Here is a 23,380-nt window from a genome sequence, read left to right as displayed (position 1 = left end):
TGTCAGGCCGGGGTCCGGCCGTACAGAATGGGACCGACCGAACGGTCAGTCGGGAGGTGGGTGGAGTGACGGCGACGGAGCTGAGCGAGGCGACCCTGGAGGGGCGCTTCGACGCTGTGGTGGCTGCCGAGCAGCGGATCGAACCGCGCGACTGGATGCCGGACGCCTACCGGGCGACCCTGGTGCGCCAGATCGCGCAGCACGCGCACTCGGAGATCATCGGCATGCAGCCGGAGGGCAACTGGCTCACCCGGGCCCCCTCCCTGCGCCGCAAGGCGATCCTGCTCGCCAAGGCGCAGGACGAGGCCGGCCACGGCCTGTACCTGTACGCGGCGGCGGAGACCCTCGGCGTCGACCGGGCCGAGCTCACCGAGAAGCTGATCAGCGGCCGGCAGAAGTACTCCTCGATCTTCAACTACCCGACGCTGACCTTCGCCGACGTCGGCGTGATCGGCTGGCTGGTGGACGGCGCCGCGATCTGCAACCAGGTGCCGCTGTGCCGCTGCAGCTACGGCCCGTACGCCCGGGCGATGGTCCGCATCTGCAAGGAGGAGTCCTTCCACCAGCGGCAGGGCTACGAGCTGCTGATGACCCTGATGCGGGGCACCGACTCCCAGCGCCGGATGGTGCAGGACGCGGTGGACCGCTGGTGGTGGCCGTCGCTGATGATGTTCGGACCGCCGGACGACGACTCGCCGAACAGCGCCCGGTCGATGGCCTGGCGGATCAAGCGGCACTCCAACGACGACCTGCGCCAGCGCTTCGTCGACATGACCGTGCCGCAGGCCGAGCACCTGGGCGTCACCCTCCCCGACCCGGCCCTGCGCTGGAACGAGGAGCGCGACAGCTGGGACTTCGGCGAGCCCGACTGGTCGGAGCTCAAGAAGGTGATCACCGGGCAGGGCCCCTGCAACGCGCAGCGCGTCGAGCGCCGCCGGGCCGCCCACGAGGACGGTGCCTGGGTCCGCGAAGCGGCCCTGGCGTATGCGGAGAAGAAGCGGAGCGCACAGTGAACGCGAACCGGGCCGGCTGGCCGCTCTACGAGGTGTTCGTCCGGCCGCGGCGCGGCCTGAACCACGTCCACGTGGGCTCGCTGCACGCCGCCGACGACCGGATGGCGCTGCTCGCCGCCCGCGACCTCTACACCCGCCGCAACGAGGGCGTCAGCCTCTGGGTGGTGCCCTCCGCGGCGATCACCGCCTCCACCCCGGACGAGCAGGACCCGTTCTTCGCACCCAGCGGCGACAAGGTCTACCGCCACCCGACCTTCTACGACATCCCCGAGGATGTCCCGCACATCTGAGCCCGCTCCGTTCCGAGCCCGCTCCGTCCGACCAGGGGATGCCGACATGACCGACGACCACGTGTACCTGACGCTCAGCGAGGCCGGGCCCGAGCCCGAGGGCGAGGCCCGCTGGGCGTACGGCACCGGCTTCGCCGACCCGCTGCTGGGCGTCGACACCGCGCTGCCGGACGGCGTCGAGGGCGCCGACCTCGCCGCGTACTGCCAGATGCTCGGCGACGACGCCCTGGTGCTCTCCCAGCGGCTCATCGAGTGGTGCACCCGGGCGCCCGAGCTGGAGGAGGAGGTCGCCCTCGCCAACCTCGGCCTCGACCTGCTCGGCCAGGCCCGCCGGCTGCTCACCCGGGCCGGCCAGGCCGACGGCTCCGGCCGCACCGAGGACGACTTCGCCTACTGGCGCGAGGACCACGAGTTCCGCAACGTCCGGCTGGTCGAGGCGCCCAACGGCGACTTCGCACACACCGTCGCCCGGATCCTGGCCTTCGCCACCGCCCGGCAGGCCCTGTACCAGCGGCTCGTCCAGCACGCCGACCCGGTGCTCGCCGCGGTCGCCGCCGCCGGCGTCAAGGAGCTCGCCTACCACCGCGAATGGGCGCAGGAATGGCTGCTGCGCCTCGGCGACGGCACCCCGTACTCGCACGAGCGGATGCAGGCCGGCCTCGACGCCGTCTGGCCGCTGCTCGACGAACTCTTCACCCCGCACCCCGTCGAGCTGCGGCTCGGCACCGACCCGGCCGCCCTGCGCGAACCGGTGCTGGCGCTGCTCTCCGACGACATCGCGGAGGCCACCCTGACCGTGCCGGACGCCGCCCCGCTGGCGTACGTCGGCGGCCGGGCCGGCCGCGACGGCGTGCACACCGAGGCCCTCGGCCCGCTGCTCGCCGAGCTGCAGGTCGTCGCCCGCGCCCACCCGGGGGCGACATGGTGACCACGACCACCCGCGCCTGGGAGGCGGCCGCCGCCGTCACCGACCCCGAGCTGCCCATGCTCACCCTCGCCGACCTCGGCGTGCTCGCCGGCGTCGAGGAGAGCGGCGGCGCCGTCACCGCCTGGCTCACCCCCACCTACTCGGGCTGCCCGGCCGTCGCCGAGATGGCCGCCGACGTCGACGCCCGGCTGCGCGCCGCCGGCTACACCGACGTCACCGTACGGCTGCGGCTCGACCCGCCGTGGTCCACCGACCTGATCAGTGCCGAGGGCCGCCGCAAGCTCGCCGAGGCGGGCATCGCCCCGCCCACCGCCGGCGGACTGCTCCAGCTCGGCCCGACCCGCCGGGTGGTGTCCTGCCCGCAGTGCGGCTCCACCGACACCGAGGAGCTCTCCCGCTTCGGCTCCACCGCCTGCAAGGCGTTGTGGCGCTGCCGCAGCTGCCGCGAGCCGTTCGACCGGATCAAGGAGATCTAGATGGCCGTCCGCCGCCCGACCTTCCACGAGCTGCGCATCGCGGCACTGGAACCGCTCTGCGAGGACGCCGTCGCCGTCACCTTCGAGGTGCCGGACGCCCTCGCCGAGGACTTCGCCTTCCGGCCCGGCCAGACGCTCACCCTGCGCCGGATCGTCGACGGCGCCGACGAGCGCCGCTCGTACTCGCTCTGCTCACCGGTCGGCGGGTCCCTGCGGATCGCCGTACGCGAGGTACCGGGCGGACTCTTCTCCCGCTGGCTGGTCCGGGACGCCCGGATCGGCGAACCGGTCGAGGTGATGCCCCCGACCGGCCTGTTCACCCCCGAACTCGGCGAGCCCGCCGAACACGTGCTGATCGCCGCAGGCTCCGGCATCACCCCGATGCTCTCCATCGCCGGCTCGGTGCTCGACGCCCACCCCGGCTCCCGGGTCACCCTGCTCTACGGCAACCGCCGCAGCGACACCGTGATGTTCTCCGACGAACTCGCCGACCTGAAGGACCGCCACCTCGACCGCTTCCAGCTCGTCCACGTGCTCTCCCGGGAGAGCCGCGACGCCGAACTGCTCAGCGGCCGGCTCGACCCGGACCGGATGAAGGCCCTGATCGGCGCCCTCCTCGACGCCTCCGAGGTGGACCACTGGTGGCTCTGCGGCCCCTACGGCATGGTCGTCGGCGCCAAGCACCTGCTCGGCGAGCTCGGCGTGCCCGCCGACCGCGTCCACCAGGAGCTCTTCCACGCCGAGGACGAGCCCGAGTACGAGCGCGGCGAGGAGCAGCCCGTCTCCGGCGACCTCAGCGAGGTCACCGTCGTCCTCGACGGCCGGTCCAGCGTGCTCGCACTGCCCCGCGACCGCTCGGTGCTGGACGGTGCCCAGCGCTCCCGCCCCGACCTGCCGTTCGCCTGCAAGGGCGGCGTCTGCGGCACCTGCCGCGCGCTGGTCTGCGAGGGCGAGGTCGAGATGCGGCGCAACTTCGCACTGGAGGAGAAGGAGGTCGCGGCCGGCTACGTCCTCACCTGCCAGGCCCGCCCGGTCACCGACAAGGTCACCATCGACTTCGACCGGTAAGTTCCCCGCGCCCCTGGGTGGCTACCTCCCGTGCCCCTGTGTAGCGGTCCCCGAGCAGCCTGACGATGGCATTGACCGCCGTGCGGCCGGCTCGGTTGGCGCCGACGGTGCTGGCCGAGGGGCCGTAGCCGACCAGGTGGATCCGTGGGTCGGCGGCGGCGCGGGTGCCCTCCATCCGGATGCCGCCGCCCGGCCCGCGCAGGCCCAGCGGAGCCAGGTGCGTCACCTCGGGCCGGAAACCGGTCGCCCAGACGATCGCGTCCACCTGCTCCTCGACGCCGTCCCAGACCGCGCCGTGCGCGGTCAGCCGGTCGAACATCGGCCGGCGCTCCAGCACACCCAGTTCCTCGGCCCGCCGGTACGCCACCGACGGGCCGAGCCCGGTCACGCTCACCACGCTCCGCACCGGCAGCCCCTCCCGGACCCGCTGCTCCACCAGCGCCACCGCGGCCCGTCCGGACTCGGCGGTGAAGGGGCCGTCCCGGTAGACCGGTGGCCGGCGGGTGACCCAGACCGTGTCCGCCACCGCGCCGACCTCCGACAGCACCTGGATCGCCGAGGCGCCGCCGCCGACCACCAGCACGCGCTGCCCGGCGAACTCCTCCGGCCCGCGGTAGTCCGCGTAGTGCAGTTGCCGGCCCTCGAACCGGCCCGGGTAGTGCGGCAGGAAGGGCCTGGTCCAGGTGCCGGTGGCGTTCACGAGCGCCCGTGCCGTCCAGTCGCCGCGGTCCGTCTCCACCCGCAGCCGGCCGTCCGGCAGCGACCGGACCGCCCGGACCCGCACCGGCCGCAGCACCGGCAGCGCGTGCTTCGCCTCGTACGCGGCGAAGTAGCCCGGCACGACGGTGTTCGCCGGGGCCTGCGGGTCGACGGCGGGCAGCTCGAAGTCCGGCAGGTCGTGGAAGCCGTGGACGGTGGCCATCCGCAGCGAGGGGGAGCGGTGCGCCCAGGCGCCGCCGGGGGCCGCGTCCGCGTCCAGCACCACGAAGCCGCGGTACGGCTCGAATCCGCGCCGCCGCAGGTGGTAGGCGGCGGACAGGCCGGCCTGCCCGGCGCCGATCACCACGACGTCCACCTCGCGCGGCACGCCCCAGGTCGTTTCGCCTTCAACGGTCATGCCCATGGAACATTGCTGGAGCCGCACATGTTCCGCCGGGCGAGCCGGCGGCCCGGCCCCTCCGGGCGGGAGGCGGGCCGGGCCGGGGGAGTGTCAGCCGAGGGGGACGATGCGGGCGGCGGTGCCGTAGGCGCAGACCTCGGTGCCGACGTCGGCGGCCTCACTGACGTCGAAGCGGAACATCAGCACCGCGTTGCCGCCGCGGGCCTTCGTCTGCTCGATCAGCCGGTCCATCGCCTGGTTGCGGCTCTCCACCAGAGTCTTCGTCAGGCCGCGCAGCTCACCGCCGACCAGCGACTTCAGCCCCGCGCCGATCTGCGAGCCGATGTGCCGGCTGCGCACCGTCAGGCCGAACACCTCGCCGATGACGTGCTCGACCCGGTGCCCCGGCACGTCGTTGGTGGTCACCACCAGCACCTCGGCGTCCGGGCGCTGCCCGCCGCCGTACTCGTCGATGTTTCCCATGCCCCCACCATCGGTGACGGGCCGTGGGAAGCCGGCCCGGCTCGCCGGTGGGCGCCCGATCCTCGTCCGATAGGGTCCCCCGCCATGGGAACCCCACCGTGCTGACGGCCGTCCTGCGGGGCATCGGCCTCGGGCTGCTGGTGATCGTCGTGGTGGTCGGCGGCACGGTGGCCTGGCTGCTGCGGCCCGGCGCCGACGAGTACCCCTCGCGCACCGCCGACGCCCGGCTCGCCCGGCTCGCCGAGGACCCCCTGCTCGACGCGCTCGCCGCGGCCCTCGGCAGCACCGCCGCCCCGCAGACGTGGCCCTGCCGGGACACCCCGCACGGCCGGATGCCGCCCGAACTGGTGGCCGACTACACCGGCCCGCGCGCGGAACTCACCCCGCAGCGGCTCCGCGACCTCGCCGCGGAGACCGGCTGGCGGCACGAGACCACCACCGGCGGCGGCTCGTGGACCTCCTACGCCCTCACCAAGTCCTTCGACGGCTGGCGCAGCAGGGCCACCGTCACCGTCGAGGCCTCCGCCGTGCAGGTCGTGCTCGACGCCTCCGAGGACGACCGGTGCCCCTGACAGCGACCGCCCGGGCGGCGCCCCGGCGCGCGCCGCCCACCACACGGAAGAAGGTGGCGGACACCGGTGATTCCCGGGCCGCCCTGGCCGTACTGTAGGCGCATGGGCGAGCGAAGCGATCATCCGCAGGGGCCGGGCGCGGCGGAGGACTCCGGCGCGCAGGAGATCGAGGCGACGGTGGTGCTCGGGATCCGCATCACCGACTGGCCGGCACTGCGCGCCGCCGCGCTGGCGGCCGTCGACGAGTTGGACTTCGACGGGGCCGACCCCGTCGGGCAGCGCAGCGAACTGCTCCGGGAGGTCGCCGACGACCCGAACGCGGCGCTCGGCGTGCTGCTCCACCCGGACCGGCTGGTGGCCGCCGTCCCCGGCATCGAGGCGCTCGGCGGCACCCTGGAGATCAGCGTCACCGACGACTTCGCCCCCGACTTCGCCGAGCTCTTCCCGCTGGACGGGGAGGACGGCGAGGGCGGCGACTGGACGCTGACCCCCCGGACGGCCTGCCTGCTCCACACCCAGCTGATCGGCCTCGCCGACGCCGCCTACGACGACCTGGAGGAGCACGAGGACGAGCCCGTCACCGAGGGCGACGAGCCCGACTGGACGGTGTACGCCCGGCTGCCCCGCCGCACCTGGTCGATGCACCGCACCTGGCGCCGGGCCCTCGCCCGCACCTTCGACGACCTCGCCGAGGACCTCTCGCTCGGCGAGTGGCCGCTGCCCCGCTGCCTCGCCGAGGAGGTGGCGCTGCGGATGGCCCTCGCCGACGCCCGCAGCCTGCTCGGTGCCCAGCCCGAGTCGGTCGCCGACATGATGGGCGACCTGCCCGCCGACCTCTACGACTACGACTGGGACGGTTGCGCCGACGAACTCTTCGGCGTCTACGGGCCCGACGAGGGCGACCCGGACCTGGACACCGCCGACCGGATCGACCAGCTGCTGGCCGCCACCCACCCCGAGGGCTGGTTCCTCGGCTACGAGGACGCCGAGGAGCGCGACCCCCAGCGCGGATACCGGCGCTGACGCCGCAGCGGCTGCTGGCATCCTGGTGGGGTGAGCTCTCCCTTCGTTGCCCCGAGCACCCCCGACGAGCCCGTCGACCGTGACAGCAAGGAGCAGTACGTGCTGCCCCTGGTCGTCCGGATCGAGCGGGCCGACCCGCCCGCCCGCACCGACGCGCTGGAGACCTCCGCGCGTGCGGTGCTGACCCTGCTCGCCGATCCGCGGGTCACCGACGGGGACGGCGAGTGGGCCGAGCGGGTCGCCGCCTGGGAGGACGCCCGGATCCGCAAGGTCGTCCGGCGGGCCCGCGGCGGCGAGTGGCGCAAAGCCGGCGAACTTCCCGGCATCACCGTCACCGGCGCCACCGCCGAGGTCCGGGTCTTCCCGCCCGTCCCGCTGGACGGCTGGCCCAAGGAGCTCGCCAAACTGCAGGTCTCCGGCACCGACCTGGACGACCCCGGCGCGCCCGCCGCCCCGGCCGAGGGACGGCCGGTGCTGTGGCTCAACCCCGCCCTGGAGATGAGCGCCGGCAAGACCATGGCGCAGACCGGCCACGCCGCCCAGCTCGCCTGGTGGCGGCTGGACGACACCCGCAGAAAGGAGTGGGCCGAGAGCGGCTTCGCCCTCGCCGTCCGCACCGCCGCCCCCGAGGCGTGGACCGCGCTCACCGAGAGCGGCCTGCCGCTCGTCCGGGACGCCGGATTCACCGAGATCGCCCCCGGCAGCTGCACCGTCGTCGCCGACCACCCGGCCCTGCGGTAGGAGTCGTCTTCGAAGGGTGCCCAGTGGTCGGTTCAGGTGCCCCACGGGCCCCCTACGAGGCACCCGTACTCCTTTGAAGACACGCTGTGCCCGGCCGTGCTCGAGTACGACGGCGCGGCCGTGACCTCGGCGCGACCCGCGGTGGCGAGGAGCGCGCCGAGGCCGCGGCGGCGGCGGTCGAACGGCTGCTGCCGGCCGCGCCGGTCTGCTGCTGGACGTCGCCTGCGGCACCGGTATCGTCACCGCCCGGCTGCGCCGTCCCGGCCGGGCCGTGCTCGGCGTCGACCGTTCCGCGTGGCGTGGCCGCCGTCGCCGCCGACCGGATGCCGGGCCACGTGGTGCGGGGCGACGCCGCCCGGCTTCCGCTCGCACCCGGCCGGGCGGACGCCGTCGTCCTGGTCCGGCTGCTCCACCTGCTGCCGGACGCCGAACCGGTGCTCGCCGAGGCCGCCCGGGTGCTGCGGCCCGGCGGCGTGGTGCACGGACTGGCGACGGGTCATCGAGGCCGGTCGCATCCCCGGGCCACCGCCGAAGGCCCGGACCGCGCTGCCGCGCTCTGCCGGGACCTCGCCGCCCTCCCCACCCGGGAACCCCCCGTCCGCAGCCCCGCTACCGCCTGCCGGCCCTCGAACGCGGCTGGCCCCCGACGACCCTGTGTGGGGGAGAGCCGCCGGGGGCGTACGGCTTCTACCTCGCGGCTGCGCCGGAGGGCTGCCGGTCCTCCGCGACCGTCCCGGCTGCGGCCGTCCGGCCGAGCGGGCGCGCCTCGGCGACGGCGAGGCCGGTGACGGAGGCGAGCAGGACGGCCGTTCCGGCGACGGTCGCCGCCGTCAGGTGCTCGCCGAGCAGCAGGACGGCGATCCCCGTCGCGCTCACCGGCTCGATCAGGGCGATCACCGAGGCCGTGGTGGCCCGGACGACCGCCGCGCCCGCGAAGTACAGCGCGTACGCGAGCGCCGTCGGCACCGAGGCCAGGTAGACCAGCAGCAGCACCGTCCGGCCGAGACCCGCGGACTGCGGCAGCACCCCCTCGGCGAGGGCGAACGGCAGCAGGCAGACCGCGCACACCGCGAACGACCGGAGCGTGGTCGCCGACGGGCTCTGCGTCTCGCCGGCCCGGCCGAGCCGGCGGGTGTACAGGGTGATGCAGCCGTACCCGGACGCCGACACCAGCGCCCAGAGCACCCCGGCGGGCCGGACCTCGCCGCTGCCGCCGTCCCCGAGGACGAGGACGGCCAGGCCGGCCAGCGCGCCGGACACGGCCACGACGCCCGCGCCGCCGAGGCGCTCACCCATGGTCAGCCGGGCGCCGACCGCGACGAGCACCGGTGCCGACCCGAGGGTCACCACGGTGGCCACGGCCAGGCCGGTCTGCTGGACGGCGACGAAGTACGCCGCCTGGAAGACCGTCAGCCCGAGGCCGTTGACCGCGATCCGGACGACCCGGCGGCGCAGCGGCAGCACCGCACCCGCCGGACGCCGCCGGTCACCGCGCCGGCGCCCGGTGCCGGCCCGGACGGCCAGCAGCAGGACGACGCCGCCGACCGACCGCCAGAACGTGAGGGCGAGCGGGCCGAGCCCGCTGCCGTCGTACAGCAGGGCGGCGGCGGCACCGGCGGTGCCCCAGGCCGTCGCGGAGAAGGTGATGTAGAGCAGGCCCCGGCCGACGGGCAGGGCGGAGGGGGTGGACATGGATGTTCTCCCACAGAAGAGGTCGGTCGCGTGGTCCCGTCCGCGGGCAGCGCCGACCGCCCCGGGGCCTCACCCCGGAGTCACGGTCTTCCGTGGCCTCGCCGCCCGCTCAGGCGGCGGGAGGCGGCAGAACAGCCAGATGCATGGCGGTCACCCTACCCGCCGGCCCGGCCGTCCCCGCCGCGGGCCCGCCGTGGTCAGGCGTCGTGCCGCTGCAGCGAGACCAGCCCGCCCCACGCGGCCGCCGCCGCCCAGAGCGCCATCACCAGCAGACCCGTCCAGTGCCCGTAGGGAACGGCCGGGTCGGCGCGGTAGTTCATCGCGTACAGGCCGGCCCGGTCCGGCAGGAAGTACGCCGCCTCGCGGACCCCGGGCAGCGCGGTGAGGAAGGTCGTGCCGAGGAAGACCGCGGGCGTCAGCAGTCCCATCGCGGCGGTGAGGTTGCGCAGCATCGCGGTGGCGCCGAGGCAGATCACCAGCAGCAGCGGGTGGTACAGCACACCGGCGACGACGCTGCGCCCCGCACCGGGCTGCCCGAGGTCGAGGCCCACGGTCGCGGCGGTCGCCAGGTGCGTGCCGGCCACCGAGAGGAGCCCGACGACCAGTCCGACCCCGGTGCCGAGCAGCAGCTTTCCGGCGTAGAACCGGCCGCGCCGCGGGACGGCCGCCAGCGAGGCGCGAACCGTGCCGGAGGCGTACTCCTGGCCGACCAGCAGGACGCCGCTGCAGACGACCGCGACGTGGCCGAACAGCAGGCCGTAGTAGATGCCGCCGGCCGGGTCGTCCTCCAGCGAGGTGTCGACGCGGCCGTACGCGGCCTGAACGGCGGCGGTGATGCCGGTGGTGAGCAGCACCGCGAGCAGCGGGGTGATCCACTGGGAGCGCAGCGTGGTGAACTTGGCCCACTCCGCGCGCAGGGCGAGCGCCGCGCTCATGCCGCCACCGCCCGGTACTCCACCGCGTCCGCGGTCATCCTCATGAAAGCCTCCTCCAACGAGTCCTGCAGCAACGACAGTTCGTACAAGGCGACACCGTGCCGGGCGGCCAGCGCGCCGATCTCCTCCGGGGCGGCGCCGGAGACCTCCCAGGCGCCGCCCTCCACCGGTCGGGCCGCCGTGCCCGAGGTCCGCAGCAGGTCGGCCAGCTTCAGCGGGTCGACGGCGCGCACCCGGACCCTCGCCCGCCCGTGCTGCGCCAGGAAGGCCTCGGTGGACAGGTCGGCCAGCAGCCGGCCCCGGCCGACCACCACCAGGTGGTCCGCGGTGAGCGCCATCTCGGCCATCAGGTGGGAGGAGACCAGCACCGCCCGGCCCTCACCGGCGAGGCCGCGCAGCAGGGTGCGGATCCACCGGATGCCCTCCGGGTCGAGGCCGTTCACCGGCTCGTCCAGCAGCAGCACCGGCGGGTCGCCGAGCAGCGCGGCGGCGACCCCGAGCCGCTGCCGCATGCCGAGCGAGAAGCCCCTGATGCGGCGGTCGGCGGCCTCGGCCAGCCCGACCTGCTCCAGCACCTCCTCGATCCGGCGCCGTGGCAGGCCGTTGCTCGCCGCGAGCCAGCGCAGGTGGCCGCGGGCCGTCCGGCCGCCGTGCACCGCGTGGGCGTCCAGCAGGGCGCCCACCCTGCGCAGCGGCGCCTCCAGTGCGGCGTACGGGCGGCCGTGCACCAGCGCCTCGCCCGCGGTCGGCCGGTCCAGGCCGAGCACCATCCGCAGCGTGGTGGACTTCCCGGCCCCGTTCGGGCCGAGGAAGCCCGTCACCCGGCCCGGCTCCACCCGGAAGTCCAGCCCGGCCACGGCCGTGGTCGCGCCGTACCGCTTGGTCAGGTTCCTGACCTCGATCACCGTCGTACCTCCCCTGGTCGATGCCTCCAGCCAACCGGGCCCGGGCCGCCGGGACATCCCGCCCGGGAGTGGACCGCCTCCCTCCCGGGAGGGAGGCCGTGCACGGCGCCCACCTGGGAGGATGGCCGTCGTGCCCCCGTTCCTCGCCCCGCTGCTGCAGGCCGCCACCTATGCGCGCTGGCTGCACCTGCTGACCGGCACGGTGTTCGTCACCGCCGTGCTGCTGGTGTATCCCGGTACCGAGTCCGGCCGGCCGCTCTGGTGGGCGGTGGCGGTGAGCGCAGGCCTGGACACCGCCCTGCTGGGTCTGGCGGCGCTGCTGCCCGCCACCCGGCGGGCCGAGGGGGTGCTCGCCGGGCTGCTGCTGGCACCCGGCCGGGCGGAGTCCATCGGGGCCTCCCCGTCGGCGAGCTGGAGCGACCGCGGCCGGACGGCCGGGTGGCTGGTCGCCCGGGTGGGTCTCGGCTTCGTGGCCGGGCTGGTCACCGTCCGCGGGCTGATGCTCGCCGTCGACCTGCTGACCGCCCCGCCCTGGGGGCCGCTGCTGCTCCCGCCGTTCTGCCTCGCCCTGCTCTGGCTGATCGTGCTCGCCGGAAGGCTCCAACTTGCCCTGGCCGTAAGGCTGCTGGGCCCATCGGCGGCGGACCGGCTGGCCGCCGCGGAGCTGCGCGCCGAACGCCTGCTGGAACGCAACCGGCTCGCCCGGGAGCTGCACGACTCGATCGGCCACGCGCTCACCGTCACCGTGCTGCAGGCCGGAGCCGCCCGCGAGGTCACCGACCCGGCCTTTCGGGAGAAGGCCCTGGAGGCGATCGAGACCACCGGCCGGCAGGCCATGGAGGACCTGGAGCGGATGCTCGTCCTGCTCCGCGAGACCCCGGACGGCGCAGCCGCCGAGCGGCCCGGACTCGACCGGGTGCCCACGCTGTTCGAGGCCGCCCGGGCCGCCGGCAGTCCCGTCGAGGCGTCGGTCGACCCGGCGCTCGCCGCCAGACTGCCCGGCGTGGTCTCCCGCGAGGCCTACCGGATCGTCCAGGAGGGCGTCACCAACGCCCTCAAGCACGCGCCCGGCACGCCGATCCGGGTCCGCGCCGCGATCGACGCCGGCCGGCTCGGCCTGCGCTGCGCCACCGCGCTGCCGGCCGGTCCGCCGCGCGGCGGGAGGGCCGCCCGGGGCGGCCGGGGGCTGCGCGGTGTCCGGGAGCGGGCCGTGCTGCTCGGCGGCGAGGCCGAGGCCGGCCGCATCGACGGCGACTGGGTGCTGTCCGTCAGTCTGCCGATACGGTTGGCCGAATGATCGACATCCTGCTGGTGGACGACGAGGAACTCGTCCGGACGGGCCTGCGGGCCGTCCTGGAGGCCCAGGGCGACCTGCGCGTCGTCGGGGAGGCGGCGGACGGCGCCGAGGCGCTCGGCCTGGTGCGCTCGCTGCGGCCGCACGTCGTCCTGATGGACGTCCGGATGCCCGAGGTGGACGGCCTCACCGCCACCCGCGCGATCCTCCGCGACACCGAGGACCCACCGCGGATCCTCGTCCTCACCACCTTCGAGAACGACGACTACGTGCACGAGGCGCTGCGGGCCGGCGCCGCCGGATTCCTGCTCAAGCGGGCCCGCCCGGCCGAGATCGTGCACGCCGTCCGGCTGGCCGAGGCCGGCGATTCGCTGCTCCTCCCCGCCGCCGTCCGCCGACTGGCGGCCGGCCGCGGCGACACCGGGGCCGCCCATGCCCTGGCCCGCGCGGCGCTGACGGCCCGCGAGGCCGAGGTGCTGCGGCTGATGGCCCGCGGCCTGTCCAACGCGGAGATCGCCGAAGAGCTGGTGCTCGGCGTGCAGACCGTCAAGACCCACGTCAGCGCCGTCCTCGGCAAGCTCGGCGCCCGTGACCGCACCCAGGCCGTGGTCACCGCGTACGAATCGGGCTTCGTCCGCCCGGCCTGAAGCTCCGCCGGTACACGACGCCGTGCCACCGCGGTTGGAAAGGGCTGGTCAAACGGGCGGCCCCGGCGAATGGCGTGTCACCCCCCGGTCCCATACTGATTCCCGCTCGTGTTCCGTCGAAGAGGGATCCCCATGCTTTCCAAGCGTTCCGTCGCCGCGTCCGTCCTGTGCGCCCTGCTGGCCACCGGTGCCACGGCGTGCAACGGCGACAAGGGCGGCCCGGCAGCCGCGTCCGCGCCCGCGTCGGCCAGGCCGTCCGCCAGCCCCGTCCCCACGCTGGCCGTGGACACCCTGACCGCGGACCAGATCTCCGAGCAGGCGCACGCGGCCATGGCGGCCCTCGCCTCGGTGAAGGTCGACGGCGAACTCACCATGGACGGCAGCAAGCTGGCCGTCCACCTGACCTCCGACAAGCAGGGGAACTGCAGCGGCACCGTCGCGTCCCCCGAGGTGGGCCAGTTCGAGCTCCGCCACTCGGGCAGCAAGACCTGGCTGAGGGCGGACGAGACCACCTGGAAGAAGGCCGTCGCGAAGGAGCCGGGCGCCACCGCGCAGGACGCCGCGATCGCCGCCGAACTCTTCAAGGGCCGCTTCATCACCGGCGGCGACACCCGGGCGGAGCTGGCGGAGGCCGCCATGATGTGCAACCTGATCAAGGGCCTGTTCGCCGACGACAGCGACAAGGGCAAGGAGAAGATCGCCAAGGGCAGCGCCGGCACCACCAACGGTGTGAAGACCTTCGGCCTGACCGTCACCACCGGGGACGGCGAGAACCTCACCCTCCACGTCGCCACCGAGGGCAAGCCGTACCTGATCCGGATGGAGCAGACCCAGGGGTCGGAGCCCGCCGCCTTCGACTTCAGCGAGTTCGACAAGCCGTTCACCGTGCAGGAGCCGGCGGCCGACCAGGTCGTGGACTTCTCCGTCTTCGAGAAGAAGGTGAAGAAGGCCTGACCTCAGGCCGGGTAGGCGTGGGTCTGGGCGGCCTTGACGGTGGCCCAGACCTCCCGGCCGGGGGCCAGGTCGAGTTCGGCGGCGGCGCCGTGCGTGAGGTCGGCGGCGAGCGGCAGCGGGCCGGTCAGGTCGACCCGGATCCGGTCGCCGTGCAGGTCGAGACCGGCGACGGTGAGCGGCCAGGCGTTGCGGGCGCTGGAGTCGGGGCGTCCGCGGTGCAGGGTGACGGCGTCCGGGGGGAAGGCCACGAAGGCAGGGCCGGTGAGCCGCTCGGTGGTGGCGAGGGCCGTGCCGTCCGGCAGGGTGACGGTGTGCCCGTCGGCGGTGCCCCGGTACAGGTTGAGGCCGACCAGGCGGGCGATGTAGTCGGTGCGCGGGTGCCGGGCGATCTCGGCGGGCGTGCCGGACTGCACCTCGCGGCCGTCCTCGATCACCACCAGCCGGTCGGCGAGCACCATGGCGTCCAGCGGGTCGTGCGTGACGAGCACCGCGACCGCCTCGAACTCGGCGAGGTGCCGCCGCAGTTGCGCCCGGACGTCGAGCCGCGTCCGGGCGTCCAGGGCGGCGAGCGGCTCGTCGAGCAGCAGCAGCCGCGGCCGGACGGCGAGCGCCCGGGCCAGCGCCACCCGCTGCGCCTGGCCGCCGGAGAGACTGCGCGGCCGGCTGGCCGCGTGCCCGGCGAGGCCCATCCGCTCCAGCCAGGGCCGGGCGGCCTCCCGGGCGGCGGCCTTGCGCAGGCCCCGGCAGCGCAGACCGAAGGCGATGTTGTCGAGCGCGCCGAGGTGCGGGAAGAGCAGGTAGTCCTGGAAGACCACGCCGACCGGGCGCTCCTCGGCGGGGGTGTGCAGGCCGGCCGCCGGGTCCTCCAGCACCGTGCCGTCCAGGGCGAGCCGGCCGTCGGTGAGCGGCAGCAGCCCGGCGAGCGCCCGCAGCGCGGTGGACTTGCCGGCGCCGTTCGGCCCGAGCAGGGCGAGCACCTCGCCGGGGGCGGCGGTGAGCGCGAGGTCGAGCGAGAACGCGGCACGGTCGACCCGCAGCCGGGCGTCCAGGGCGGGCGGGGTCATCGGGAGCTCCGGGGGTGGGTCACGGCGTCGACATCCAGCGTTCCCGCAGGCCCGCGAGGACGGCGATCGAGACCGCGAGCAGGACGAGGCTGAGCGCGATCGCCGCCTCCGGCTCGGACTCCATCGCCAGGTAGACGGCGAGCGGCATGGTCTGGGTGCGGCCCGGGAAGTTGCCGGCGAAGGTGATCGTGGCGCCGAACTCGCCGAGCGCCCGCGCCCAGGCGAGCACCGCGCCCGCCCCGATGCCGGGGGCGATCAGCGGCAGGGTGACCCGGCGGAAGGCGGTGAGCCGGGAGGCGCCCAGGGTGGCGGCGGCCTCCTCGTAGCGGGGATCGGCGGCGCGCAGCGCGCCCTCCACGCTGATCACCAGGAAGGGCATCGCGACGAAGGCCTCGGCGAGCACCACGCCGGGGGTGGTGAACGGCAGGGTGAGGCCGAAGGCCGAGTCCAGCCAGCGGCCGACGATGCCGTTGCGGCCGAGGACGAGCAGCAGTGCGACGCCGCCGACCACCGGCGGCAGCACCAGGGGCAGGGTGACCAGGGCCCGCACCAGCCGCCGGCCGGGCAGCTCGGTGCGGGCGAGCAGCCAGGCCAGCGGCACTCCGAGCACCAGCGACACCCCCGTGGCCGCCGTTGCGCAGATCAGCGAGAGTCTGAGCGCCTGCCACACCTCGGGGCTGGAGAGCTGCTCGGGCAGCGCGCTCCACGGCGCGCGCACCAGCAGTCCGACCAGCGGCAGGACGAGGAAGGCCAGGCCCAGCAGGGCCGGCAGGAGCAGGGCGTACGGCACCCGCCCGCCGCCGCGCCGGGCGCGGCGGCGGGTCGAGGCTGGAACGGGCGTCACGGGGCCTGGAAGCCCGCGGCGGTGAGGGCCTGGGCGGCCTCGGCGGACCGGATGTACGCGACGAAGGCGACGGCGGCCGGGGCGTTGGGCGCCTTGGCCAGCGCGGCGATCGGGTAGTCGTTCACGGCCTTGGCGGCCTCGGGGAACTCCACACCGTCGATCTTCGCAGCATCCGCGTTCACATCGGTCCTGTACACGAGCGAGGCGTCGACCTCGCCGAGCTCGACCTTGGTGAGGGCGCCCTTGACGTCCTGCTCCAGGGTGACGGGGGTGATGTTCACCCCGCCCGCCTGCAGGGCCTTCACGGCGGCGGCGCCGCAGGGCACCTCCTTGGCGCACAGCGCGACCTTGACGCCGGAGAGGTCCTTGAGGCCGGTGATGTGCTTCGGGTTGCCCTTGGGGACGGCGATCTCCAGGGTGTTCTTCACGAAGACCGCGGGCTCACCCTCGGCCGCCTCGGCGTCGGTGACGGTCTTCATGGTGGCCGGGCTGGCGGCGGCGAAGACGTCCGCGGGGGCGCCGGAGACGATGCTCCGGGCGAGCGCCGAGCTGCCGCCGAAGTTGAAGGTGACCTTCACACCGGGGTGGGCGGCCTCGAACGTCTTGCCGAGCGCGGTAAACGTCTCCTTCAGCGAGGCGGCGGCGAAGACGGTCAGGCTGCCGGAGACCTTGGCGGCCGAGGACGGGGCCCCGGCGGGGGCGGCGGAGGACGCCGGCGCGGCGTTGCCGCTCGGGGTGCCGCTGCTGCCGCAGGCGGTGAGACCGGCGGCGAGGGCGATTGCGGCAAGGGCGGCGACGGCGGAACGGCGTCCTGGGGTGCTCATGGGGGTTCCCCTTCTGCCGCGCCGCTGGGAGGCGCGGAGGTGCGGTGACAACGGCGATCATACTGTCGTAGATGCGGGCCCCACGTCCCCTGTTTCATCGCACAGGCCAGCATGCGGACGCCACTGCTCTCGCATGTGCGATGCCCCCGGCCGAAAATCCCTGGCCCCGCCGCCGAGCCGCCGCCAGAGTGGTCCCCGTCGTATCGAACGGGGAGGGACACCGATGTCCACACTGCGCGTCACCGCGGAACACCTGACCATCCTGGAGCACCCGAACGCCGACGCCCTGGAGCTGGCGCAGATCGGCCTCTACCGGGCGGTGGTCGCCAAGGGCGCGTACCGCACCGGCGAGACCGCCGTGTACATCCCCGAGCAGGCCGTGCTGCCGGCCGCGCTGATCGAGGAGCTCGGGCTGACCGGGCGGCTCGCCGGCTCCGGCGCCGACCGGGTCAAGGCCGTCCGGCTGCGCGGCGAGCTGTCGCAGGGCATCGTCTGCCGCCCGCGCGAGCTGGCGGACGTCGACCTGGCCGCGGCCGCCGAGAGCGGCGAGGACTTCGCGGAGCGCCTCGGCATCACCAAGTGGCGACCGCCGATCCCCACCCACATGAACGGCGACGTCGAGGCCGCCCCCGACCTGCTGCCCTGGGTGGACATCGAGAACCTCAAGCGCTTCCCGACCGTCTTCGAGCCGGGCGAGCCCGTCGTCGTCACCGAGAAGGTGCACGGCAGCTGCTGCCTGGTCACCTACCACGCCGAGTCGGGCGAGGTGCAGGTCTCCTCCAAGGGCATCGGCGCCCAGGGCCTGGCCCTCAAGGAGGACGGCGGCAACCTGTACTGGCGGGCTGTACGGGCGCACGGCGTCCCCGAGGTGGCGGCCGCCCTCGCCGAGCGGATCGGCGCCAGCCGGGTCGGCGTCTTCGGCGAGGTCTTCGGCGCCGGCGTGCAGGACCTCACCTACGGTGCCTCCGGCCGCACCGAGCTGCCCGGCTACGCGGTGTTCGACGTGTCGGCCGTCGTCGACGGGCAGCTGCGCTGGCTGGACGCCGCCGAGATGCTCGGCGGCGAGCTGCCGGTGGTGCCCGAGCTGTGGCGCGGCCCCTACGACCAGGCCGTGGTCCTGGAGCTCGCCGAGGGCAGGGAGACCCTCTCCGGCAAGGAACTGCACATCCGCGAGGGCGTGGTCGTCCGGACGCAGACCGAGCGCCACAGCCCCGTCACCGGCGGCCGGGCCATCGCCAAGGCGGTCGGCGGCGCCTACCTCACCCGCAAGGGCGGCACCGAGTACGAGTGACCCCGGGTCGGGCGTGTGTGCGGACCGTCAGGGACGGTCCGCACACACGCCCTACTCTCCTGACGACCACTCAGTTAGTTTGGGCTCAGGAGAGATCCAACCCGAGGGGGAGACTGTGCAGGCCACCACCCGGACACCCGGCCCGACGGGGCTGCCGCTGATCGGCTCGATGCTCGACCTGACCCGCGACCCGCTCGCCGCCTACCTCGCCGCGCACCGCGAGCACGGCGACGTGGTCCGCTTCACCGCGGGCCCGCCGGGCCTGCGCGTCGAGTTCTACATGGTGTTCTCGCCGGAGGGCGCCCAGCAGGTGCTGGCCACCCGCGCCGCGGACTTCCGCAAGGACAACACCCTGTACGAGGAGGTCCGGCTCAGCCTCGGCAACGGCCTCCTCACCGCCCAGGACGCCGACTACCAGCGCCAGCGCCGGCTCGTCCAGCCGCTGTTCACCAAGCGGCGGGTCGACACCTATGCGGACGCCGTCGCCCTGGAGTCCGCCGCCCTGATCGAGCGCTGGGCGGCCGTGCCCGACGGCGTGGTCGACGCGGCCGAGGAGATGTCCCGGTTCGCGCTGAGGGCCGTCGCCCGGATCCTGTTCGGCACCGACGTCGAGGAGGCGATCGGCGCCGTCCGCCGCTCCTTCCCGGTGCTCGGCGCGTACGTCCGCGACCGCGGCTTCGCCCCCGTCCGCATCCCCCGGCAGTGGCCCACCCCCGGCAACCGCGAGGCCCAGGCCGCCGAGCGCGAGCTGTACGCCGTCTGCGACGCCATCATCGCCCGCCGCGCCGGACAGGACTCCGACGACCTGCTCGGACTGCTGGCCGCCGCCCGCGGCGAGGACGGCGAACGGCTCGACCCGTCCGAACTCCGCGACCAGGTCCTGATCTTCCTGCTTGCCGGCCACGAGACCACCGCCACCTCGCTCGCCTTCGCGCTGCACCTGCTCGGCAAGAACCCGGCGGAGCAGAAGCGCGCCCGCGAGGAGGCGCTCACCGTGCTCGGCGACCGGCCGCCGCAGGCCGACGACCTCGCGGACCTGCCGTACACCACGGCCGTGCTGAAGGAGGCCATGCGGCTGTACCCGGCCGCCGCGGTGATCGGGCGACGCGCGGTGGCGGACAGCGAGATCGGCGGAGTGCGGATCCCCGCCGGCGCGGACGTCCTGGTCTCCCCGTACGTGACGCACCGCCACCCCGGCCACTGGGAGGAGCCCGAGCGGTTCGACCCGGAGCGGTTCACCCCGGAGCGGGAGGCGGGCCGGCACCGCTACGCCTGGTTCCCGTTCGGCGGCGGGCCGCGGGCCTGCATCGGCCAGCACTTCTCGATGCTGGAGTCGGTGCTGGCGCTCGCCTCCGTCCTGCGGGAGTTCGAGGTGGAGACGGTGGACGCCGCGGTCCCGCTCGGCCAGGCCATCACCCTGGAGGCCCGCGGCCCGGTCCGGGTACGGCTGACCCGGAGGTAAGGACGCGCCCCTGATGGGTCGTCCCGGCCTGAGGGGTGTGCCGCCAGGGGCACGGGGAACTGCGCGGTGTGGGGGTGGGTGTCCGGACAGACGGGGTCAAGCCGTGATCTGTTCGGTGGCCCGCATCCGAATTGCGCGGTCCTCCCCCAGCCTGCGGCCGGGAGGTGCCCCCACGCGCCCCTGGCCGCGCGCTTCCCTGAGGTGTCAGACGCTATTTGACGGTGCAGGGGGTGTGGCTGACGGTGAAGGTGGTGGGCTGGGAGGGCCACCACGGTCGACGCGACCGTGGGGAGGGGGTGCCCCCGGCGCAACGGGTGGGGCGCGTCGTGCGGGCCGTCGAGGCGTGACCACGACCGCGCCGGTGCGCGGGCAGAAGGGCGGCGCACGAGCCCTGTCCACAACCGGGCATAACAGCTCATCAGCGATTGCGGCACACGGAGCCCGCCCATTCGAGCACAACCGACGGTCTCGGCGGGCAGCTTTTCACATCTTCCGGTGACCATTTGCGGACGCTGGGTAGCGTCCTCCGCATCCGAGAAGCCCTTCGCACATGCGAGCGGCATATGACCGACCGTCCGGTCACGTCCTTCGGAGGCCCTGATGGGAACCATGAACCACGTCAGCTTCGGCTGGCCGACCCCGGCCCTGTCGTACCTGATGGCCTGCGTCGGTGCCGCGCTCGGGCTGCGGTGCACCCTCCGGGCGCTGTCCGCGACCGGGCCGTCCCGCCGCAACTGGCTGCTCACCGCCGCCGCCGCGATCGGCTCCGGGATCTGGACCATGCACTTCGTCGCGATGTTCGGCTTCACCGTCGAGGGCACCGAGCTGCGCTACGACGTCCCGCTGACCGTGCTCAGCCTGCTCGTCGCCGTGGTGGTCGTCGGCATCGGCGTCTTCACCGTCGGCTACGGCCGGCACCGCAACCGCAGCATCCTGCTCGGTGGCCTCACCACCGGCGTCGGCGTCGCCGCCATGCACTACCTCGGCATGGCCGCGCTGCGGCTGCACGGCACGGTCGAGTACACCCCGGCCACCGTCGTGCTGTCCGTCGCCATCGCCGTGGGCGCCGCCACCGCGGCCCTCTGGGCGGCCGTCGCCATCCGCACCCTGGTGGCCGCCGGCGGCGCCGCCCTGATCATGGGCGTCGCGGTCAGCTGCATGCACTACACCGGCATGGCCGCCGTCCACGTCCACCTGGACCCGGCCCGGACCGACCTCGGCGGCGCCACCCCGATGCAGTTCGTCTTCCCGTTGGCGGTCGGCCTCGGCTCCTTCCTCTTCCTCACCTCCGCGTTCGTCGCACTGTCCCCCACCGCCCAGGAGCGCGCCGCCTACCGCGAGGCCGGCGAACTCGCCATCGAGGACCTCGGCGCCGCCGACCTCGACCGCGCGGCCTAGCAGTCGTCTTCCAAGGCGTACGGGCGCCCCTGACTTCACCGCTCGAAAGGACCAGCCCGCCATGCGAGTTCGCCGCGGCATCCCGCGCAGCGCACCGGCCGCCGGACCGAGCCCCGCCGGACGCAGCCCCGGCCGCACCGGACCCGCCGGCCGCCACCGCGGCCCGCAGGCCCGCGAGGAGACCGCCGACGCCACCGGCCACCCCGTACCGTCCGCGCCCCCGCCGCGCGGCGGGCTGCGGCTGCGGCCCCGGACCGTCCGTGCCAGGATCGTCGCCCTGCTGATGGTGCCGGTCGTCTCCGTCCTGGCCCTGTGGTCGTTCGCCACCGTCACCACCGCCCGCGGCGTCTGGGACACCCTGCACCTCAAGGCCGTCGGGCGGACGGTGCTCGACCCGGTCGCCGCCACCGTCACCGGCCTGCAGGCCGAACGCACCGCCGCCGGTCAGCTGCTCGCCGGCGGCCCGCCCGGCCGGGAGAACGCGCTGCGCGAGGCCGCCGCCGCAACCGACCGGGCCGCCGCCCCGCTGCACCTCGCCGACGGCTACAACCGGGCCGACGCCGAGGGTCTCGGCGACGAGACCGCCGGCCGGGTCGACGAACTCACCGCCGCCGTCGCCGCGCTGCCCGCGCTGCGCGCCAAGGTCCTCCAGCACCAGGCCGGCTGGCCCGAGACGTACGCCGCCTACACGGCCGCGGTCGACCGCGCCCTGGAGGTCACCGGCTCGGTCACCGCCCTGCAGGACCACCGGGTCGCCTCCGACGCCCGGGTGCTCCTGGAGTTCGCCCGCGCCCGCGAACTGCTCGCGCGGGAGGACGCCCTGCTGCGGGCCGGCCAGGCCGCCGGCCGCCTCGAGGAGCCCCAGCACCGCGACTTCGGCGCCGCCGTCTACGCCCGGCGGCTCTTCGAGCAGACCGCCTCCCGGGACTTGCGCCCCGCCGACCGCTCCGCCCTGCAGGCCGTCACTGGCGGCGCGGACTACCGCGAACTCGCCCGCCTCGAGGACGCCGTCCGGGACGCCCCCGACGGCCGGGCCGCCCTGCAGGCCGCCCCCGCCGACCGCTGGGCCGACCTCGCCGACACCACCGCCCGCGGCCTGGCCGCCGTCGAGCGGGCCGCCGGCAGTGCCGCCGCCGAACGCTCCGACCCGTACGCGCTCGGCCTGTTCACCCCGGCCGGGCTCGCCGTGCTGCTCGGTCTCGCCGCCGTGCTCGCCTCGCTGCTGATCTCCGTCCAGATCGGCCGCGGCCTGGTCACCGAACTCGTCCGGCTGCGCAATTCGGCCCTCGAACTCGCCGGCCGGACCCTGCCCGCCACCATGCGGCGGCTGCGTGCCGGCGAGGAGATCGACATCGCCGCCGAGGCGCCACTGACGCCGCACGGCGGTGACGAGATCGGCCAGGTGCACGGTGCCCTCGGACGGGTGCAGCGGGCCGCGGTCACCGCGGCGGTGGAGCGTGCCGAGGTGCTGTCCGGCGTCTCCGGCGTCTTCGTCAACCTCGCCCGGCGCAGCCAGGTGCTGGTGCACCGCCAGCTCACCCTGCTGGACGCGATGGAGCGCCGCACCGAGGACCCGGCCGAGCTGGCCGACCTCTTCCGTCTGGACCACCTCACCACCCGGATGCGCCGGCACGCCGAGGGTCTGATCATCCTCTCCGGGGCCGCCCCCGGCCGGGCCTGGCGCAAGCCCGTCCCGCTGATGGACGTGGTACGGGCCGCCGTCGCCGAGGTCGAGGAGTACGCCCGGGTCGAGGTGCACCGGCTGCCGTACGCGGCGGTCTCCGGGCAGGCCGTGGCCGACCTCACCCACCTGGTCGCCGAACTCGTCGAGAACGCCACCGGCTTCTCACCGCCGCACACCAAGGTGCACATCCGCGGTGAGCAGGTCGGCAACGGCTACGCCGTGGAGATCGAGGACCGCGGGCTCGGCATGGGCCCGGAGGCCCTCGCCGACGCCAACCGGCGGATCGAGGCCGCCGAGCAGGTCGACCTCTTCGACAGCGACCGGCTCGGCCTGTTCGTGGTCAGCCGCCTCGCCCGCCGGCACGGCGTCAGGGTGGCACTGCGGCCCTCCGCGTACGGCGGCACCACCGCGGTGGTGCTGCTGCCGACCGCCCTGCTGGAGACCGCGGCGCCGGCCGACGTGGAACCGGCTCCGGAGGTGGAGGCGGCCGCCCCCGCGGAGCCGGCCGTCGATGCGCGACCGGAGACGCCGGCACCCGCCCCCGCCCCGGCGGCCGCGCCCTTGCCCGAGCGGCAGGCACCGCCGGCCGTCCGCCCGCTGCCGACGGCCGCGCCCTTCGGCGCCCTCGGGGACGACCCGGGCGTCCTGCGGCCGACGCCGTTCCGCGCCGACGGCACCCGGCCCGCAGTGGGC

Annotated in this window: 24 protein-coding genes; 16 read left to right on the top strand and 8 right to left on the bottom strand. The window is 75.0% G+C overall.

Going from position 1 to position 23,380, the window contains the following annotated elements; translation table 11 throughout:
* Positions 1-56: 56 nt before the first annotated feature.
* Genes paaA through paaE form a run of 5 tightly spaced genes read left to right on the top strand, consistent with a single transcriptional unit; the run spans position 57 to position 3,775 of the window.
* Complete coding sequence (paaA, locus tag KSNIM_RS09670; RefSeq protein ID WP_411543686.1) at positions 57-1,013, top strand: 1,2-phenylacetyl-CoA epoxidase subunit PaaA; 957 nt, start codon at positions 57-59, stop codon at positions 1,011-1,013.
* Positions 1,010-1,303, top strand: coding sequence for a 1,2-phenylacetyl-CoA epoxidase subunit PaaB (gene paaB / locus KSNIM_RS09665; protein ID WP_030265759.1), 294 nt, complete (start codon positions 1,010-1,012; stop codon positions 1,301-1,303). Before paaA ends, paaB begins: the two co-directional genes overlap by 4 nt.
* Positions 1,304-1,349: 46 nt before the next feature.
* Positions 1,350-2,231, top strand: a complete 882-nt coding sequence (gene paaC, locus KSNIM_RS09660) for a 1,2-phenylacetyl-CoA epoxidase subunit PaaC (RefSeq protein WP_263102813.1) — start codon at positions 1,350-1,352, stop codon at positions 2,229-2,231.
* The gene (paaD, locus tag KSNIM_RS09655; protein WP_263102812.1) at positions 2,225-2,707 is read left to right on the top strand and encodes a 1,2-phenylacetyl-CoA epoxidase subunit PaaD; all 483 of its coding nucleotides are present in this window, start codon (positions 2,225-2,227) and stop codon (positions 2,705-2,707) included. Before paaC ends, paaD begins: the two co-directional genes overlap by 7 nt.
* Complete coding sequence (paaE, locus tag KSNIM_RS09650; protein ID WP_263102811.1) at positions 2,708-3,775, top strand: 1,2-phenylacetyl-CoA epoxidase subunit PaaE; 1,068 nt, start codon at positions 2,708-2,710, stop codon at positions 3,773-3,775.
* On the opposite strand, the gene KSNIM_RS09645 is transcribed toward paaE, so the two are convergent.
* Together KSNIM_RS09645 and KSNIM_RS09640 are read right to left on the bottom strand one after the other, a co-directional pair.
* Positions 3,753-4,892, bottom strand: a complete 1,140-nt coding sequence (locus tag KSNIM_RS09645) for an NAD(P)/FAD-dependent oxidoreductase (protein ID WP_263102810.1) — start codon at positions 4,890-4,892, stop codon at positions 3,753-3,755. The two genes, paaE and KSNIM_RS09645, sit on opposite strands and share 23 nt — an antisense overlap.
* 93 nt (positions 4,893-4,985) lie before the next feature.
* A complete protein-coding gene (locus KSNIM_RS09640; protein ID WP_263102809.1) occupies positions 4,986-5,357 on the bottom strand; it encodes a YbjQ family protein in 372 nt (123 codons plus the stop codon).
* Positions 5,358-5,455: 98 nt separating this feature from the next.
* Between KSNIM_RS09640 and KSNIM_RS09635 the strand changes: the two genes are divergently transcribed.
* The 4 genes from KSNIM_RS09635 (at position 5,456) to KSNIM_RS39410 (ending at position 8,481) form a co-directional block, all read left to right on the top strand.
* A complete protein-coding gene (locus KSNIM_RS09635; RefSeq protein ID WP_263102808.1) occupies positions 5,456-5,929 on the top strand; it encodes a hypothetical protein in 474 nt (157 codons plus the stop codon).
* Positions 5,930-6,031: 102 nt separating this feature from the next.
* Positions 6,032-6,952, top strand: coding sequence for a hypothetical protein (locus KSNIM_RS09630; RefSeq protein WP_263102807.1), 921 nt, complete (start codon positions 6,032-6,034; stop codon positions 6,950-6,952).
* A 30-nt stretch (positions 6,953-6,982) separates the two neighbouring features.
* The gene (locus KSNIM_RS09625) at positions 6,983-7,693 is read left to right on the top strand and encodes an aminoacyl-tRNA hydrolase (RefSeq protein ID WP_263102806.1); all 711 of its coding nucleotides are present in this window, start codon (positions 6,983-6,985) and stop codon (positions 7,691-7,693) included.
* Positions 7,694-8,016: 323 nt separating this feature from the next.
* Positions 8,017-8,481: a methyltransferase domain-containing protein gene (locus KSNIM_RS39410; RefSeq protein WP_411543852.1), complete on the top strand. Its 465-nt coding sequence runs from the start codon at positions 8,017-8,019 to the stop codon at positions 8,479-8,481.
* On the opposite strand, the gene KSNIM_RS09615 is transcribed toward KSNIM_RS39410, so the two are convergent.
* The 3 genes from KSNIM_RS09615 to KSNIM_RS09605 form a co-directional block, all read right to left on the bottom strand.
* Entirely contained in the window at positions 8,381-9,385 is a 1,005-nt protein-coding gene (locus KSNIM_RS09615; protein ID WP_263102805.1) for a DMT family transporter, read from the bottom strand. The two genes, KSNIM_RS39410 and KSNIM_RS09615, sit on opposite strands and share 101 nt — an antisense overlap.
* Positions 9,386-9,582: 197 nt before the next feature.
* Positions 9,583-10,320, bottom strand: a complete 738-nt coding sequence (locus KSNIM_RS09610) for a hypothetical protein (RefSeq protein WP_263102804.1) — start codon at positions 10,318-10,320, stop codon at positions 9,583-9,585.
* The gene (locus tag KSNIM_RS09605) at positions 10,317-11,225 is read right to left on the bottom strand and encodes an ABC transporter ATP-binding protein (protein ID WP_263102803.1); all 909 of its coding nucleotides are present in this window, start codon (positions 11,223-11,225) and stop codon (positions 10,317-10,319) included. Before KSNIM_RS09605 ends, KSNIM_RS09610 begins: the two co-directional genes overlap by 4 nt.
* 130 nt (positions 11,226-11,355) lie before the next feature.
* Here KSNIM_RS09605 and KSNIM_RS09600 point away from each other — a divergent pair, with 130 nt between their 5' ends.
* From KSNIM_RS09600 to KSNIM_RS09590, 3 genes are all read left to right on the top strand, one after another.
* Complete coding sequence (locus KSNIM_RS09600; RefSeq protein WP_263102802.1) at positions 11,356-12,522, top strand: sensor histidine kinase; 1,167 nt, start codon at positions 11,356-11,358, stop codon at positions 12,520-12,522.
* Entirely contained in the window at positions 12,519-13,166 is a 648-nt protein-coding gene (locus KSNIM_RS09595; RefSeq protein WP_263102801.1) for a response regulator transcription factor, read from the top strand. The genes KSNIM_RS09600 and KSNIM_RS09595 overlap by 4 nt, the downstream gene beginning before the upstream one ends.
* Before the next feature lie 132 nt (positions 13,167-13,298).
* Positions 13,299-14,120, top strand: coding sequence for a hypothetical protein (locus KSNIM_RS09590; protein ID WP_263102800.1), 822 nt, complete (start codon positions 13,299-13,301; stop codon positions 14,118-14,120).
* A 2-nt stretch (positions 14,121-14,122) separates the two neighbouring features.
* Here the strand turns inward: KSNIM_RS09590 and KSNIM_RS09585 are convergent, their stop codons facing one another.
* The 3 genes from KSNIM_RS09585 to modA are packed head-to-tail and all read right to left on the bottom strand — an operon-like array spanning position 14,123 to position 16,852.
* Entirely contained in the window at positions 14,123-15,184 is a 1,062-nt protein-coding gene (locus KSNIM_RS09585; protein ID WP_263102799.1) for an ABC transporter ATP-binding protein, read from the bottom strand.
* A 19-nt stretch (positions 15,185-15,203) separates the two neighbouring features.
* Entirely contained in the window at positions 15,204-16,028 is an 825-nt protein-coding gene (gene modB / locus KSNIM_RS09580) for a molybdate ABC transporter permease subunit (protein ID WP_411543685.1), read from the bottom strand.
* Positions 16,025-16,852 carry a molybdate ABC transporter substrate-binding protein gene (gene modA / locus KSNIM_RS09575; RefSeq protein ID WP_263102798.1) on the bottom strand — a complete coding sequence of 276 codons (828 nt, stop codon included), beginning with the start codon at positions 16,850-16,852 and terminating at the stop codon, positions 16,025-16,027. The genes modB and modA overlap by 4 nt, the downstream gene beginning before the upstream one ends.
* Before the next feature lie 223 nt (positions 16,853-17,075).
* Here modA and KSNIM_RS09570 point away from each other — a divergent pair, with 223 nt between their 5' ends.
* The 4 genes from KSNIM_RS09570 to KSNIM_RS09555 form a co-directional block, all read left to right on the top strand.
* The gene (locus KSNIM_RS09570; protein WP_263102797.1) at positions 17,076-18,143 is read left to right on the top strand and encodes an RNA ligase (ATP); all 1,068 of its coding nucleotides are present in this window, start codon (positions 17,076-17,078) and stop codon (positions 18,141-18,143) included.
* A 115-nt stretch (positions 18,144-18,258) separates the two neighbouring features.
* Positions 18,259-19,605: a cytochrome P450 gene (locus KSNIM_RS09565; RefSeq protein ID WP_263102796.1), complete on the top strand. Its 1,347-nt coding sequence runs from the start codon at positions 18,259-18,261 to the stop codon at positions 19,603-19,605.
* A 600-nt stretch (positions 19,606-20,205) separates the two neighbouring features.
* Positions 20,206-21,003 (top strand): MHYT domain-containing protein, encoded by a 798-nt coding sequence (locus KSNIM_RS09560; RefSeq protein ID WP_263102795.1) that lies wholly within the window; start codon positions 20,206-20,208, stop codon positions 21,001-21,003.
* A 61-nt stretch (positions 21,004-21,064) separates the two neighbouring features.
* The coding region (locus tag KSNIM_RS09555) for an ATP-binding protein (RefSeq protein ID WP_263102794.1) at positions 21,065-23,380 on the top strand (2,316 nt) is incomplete at its 3' end.

The organism is Kitasatospora sp. DSM 101779, assembly GCF_025655475.1.
In the GTDB taxonomy this organism is placed as follows: Bacteria; Actinomycetota; Actinomycetes; order Streptomycetales; family Streptomycetaceae; genus Kitasatospora.
The sequence above is the reverse complement of the archived record's forward strand: the minus strand, read 5'-3'. Positions and strand labels throughout refer to the sequence as shown.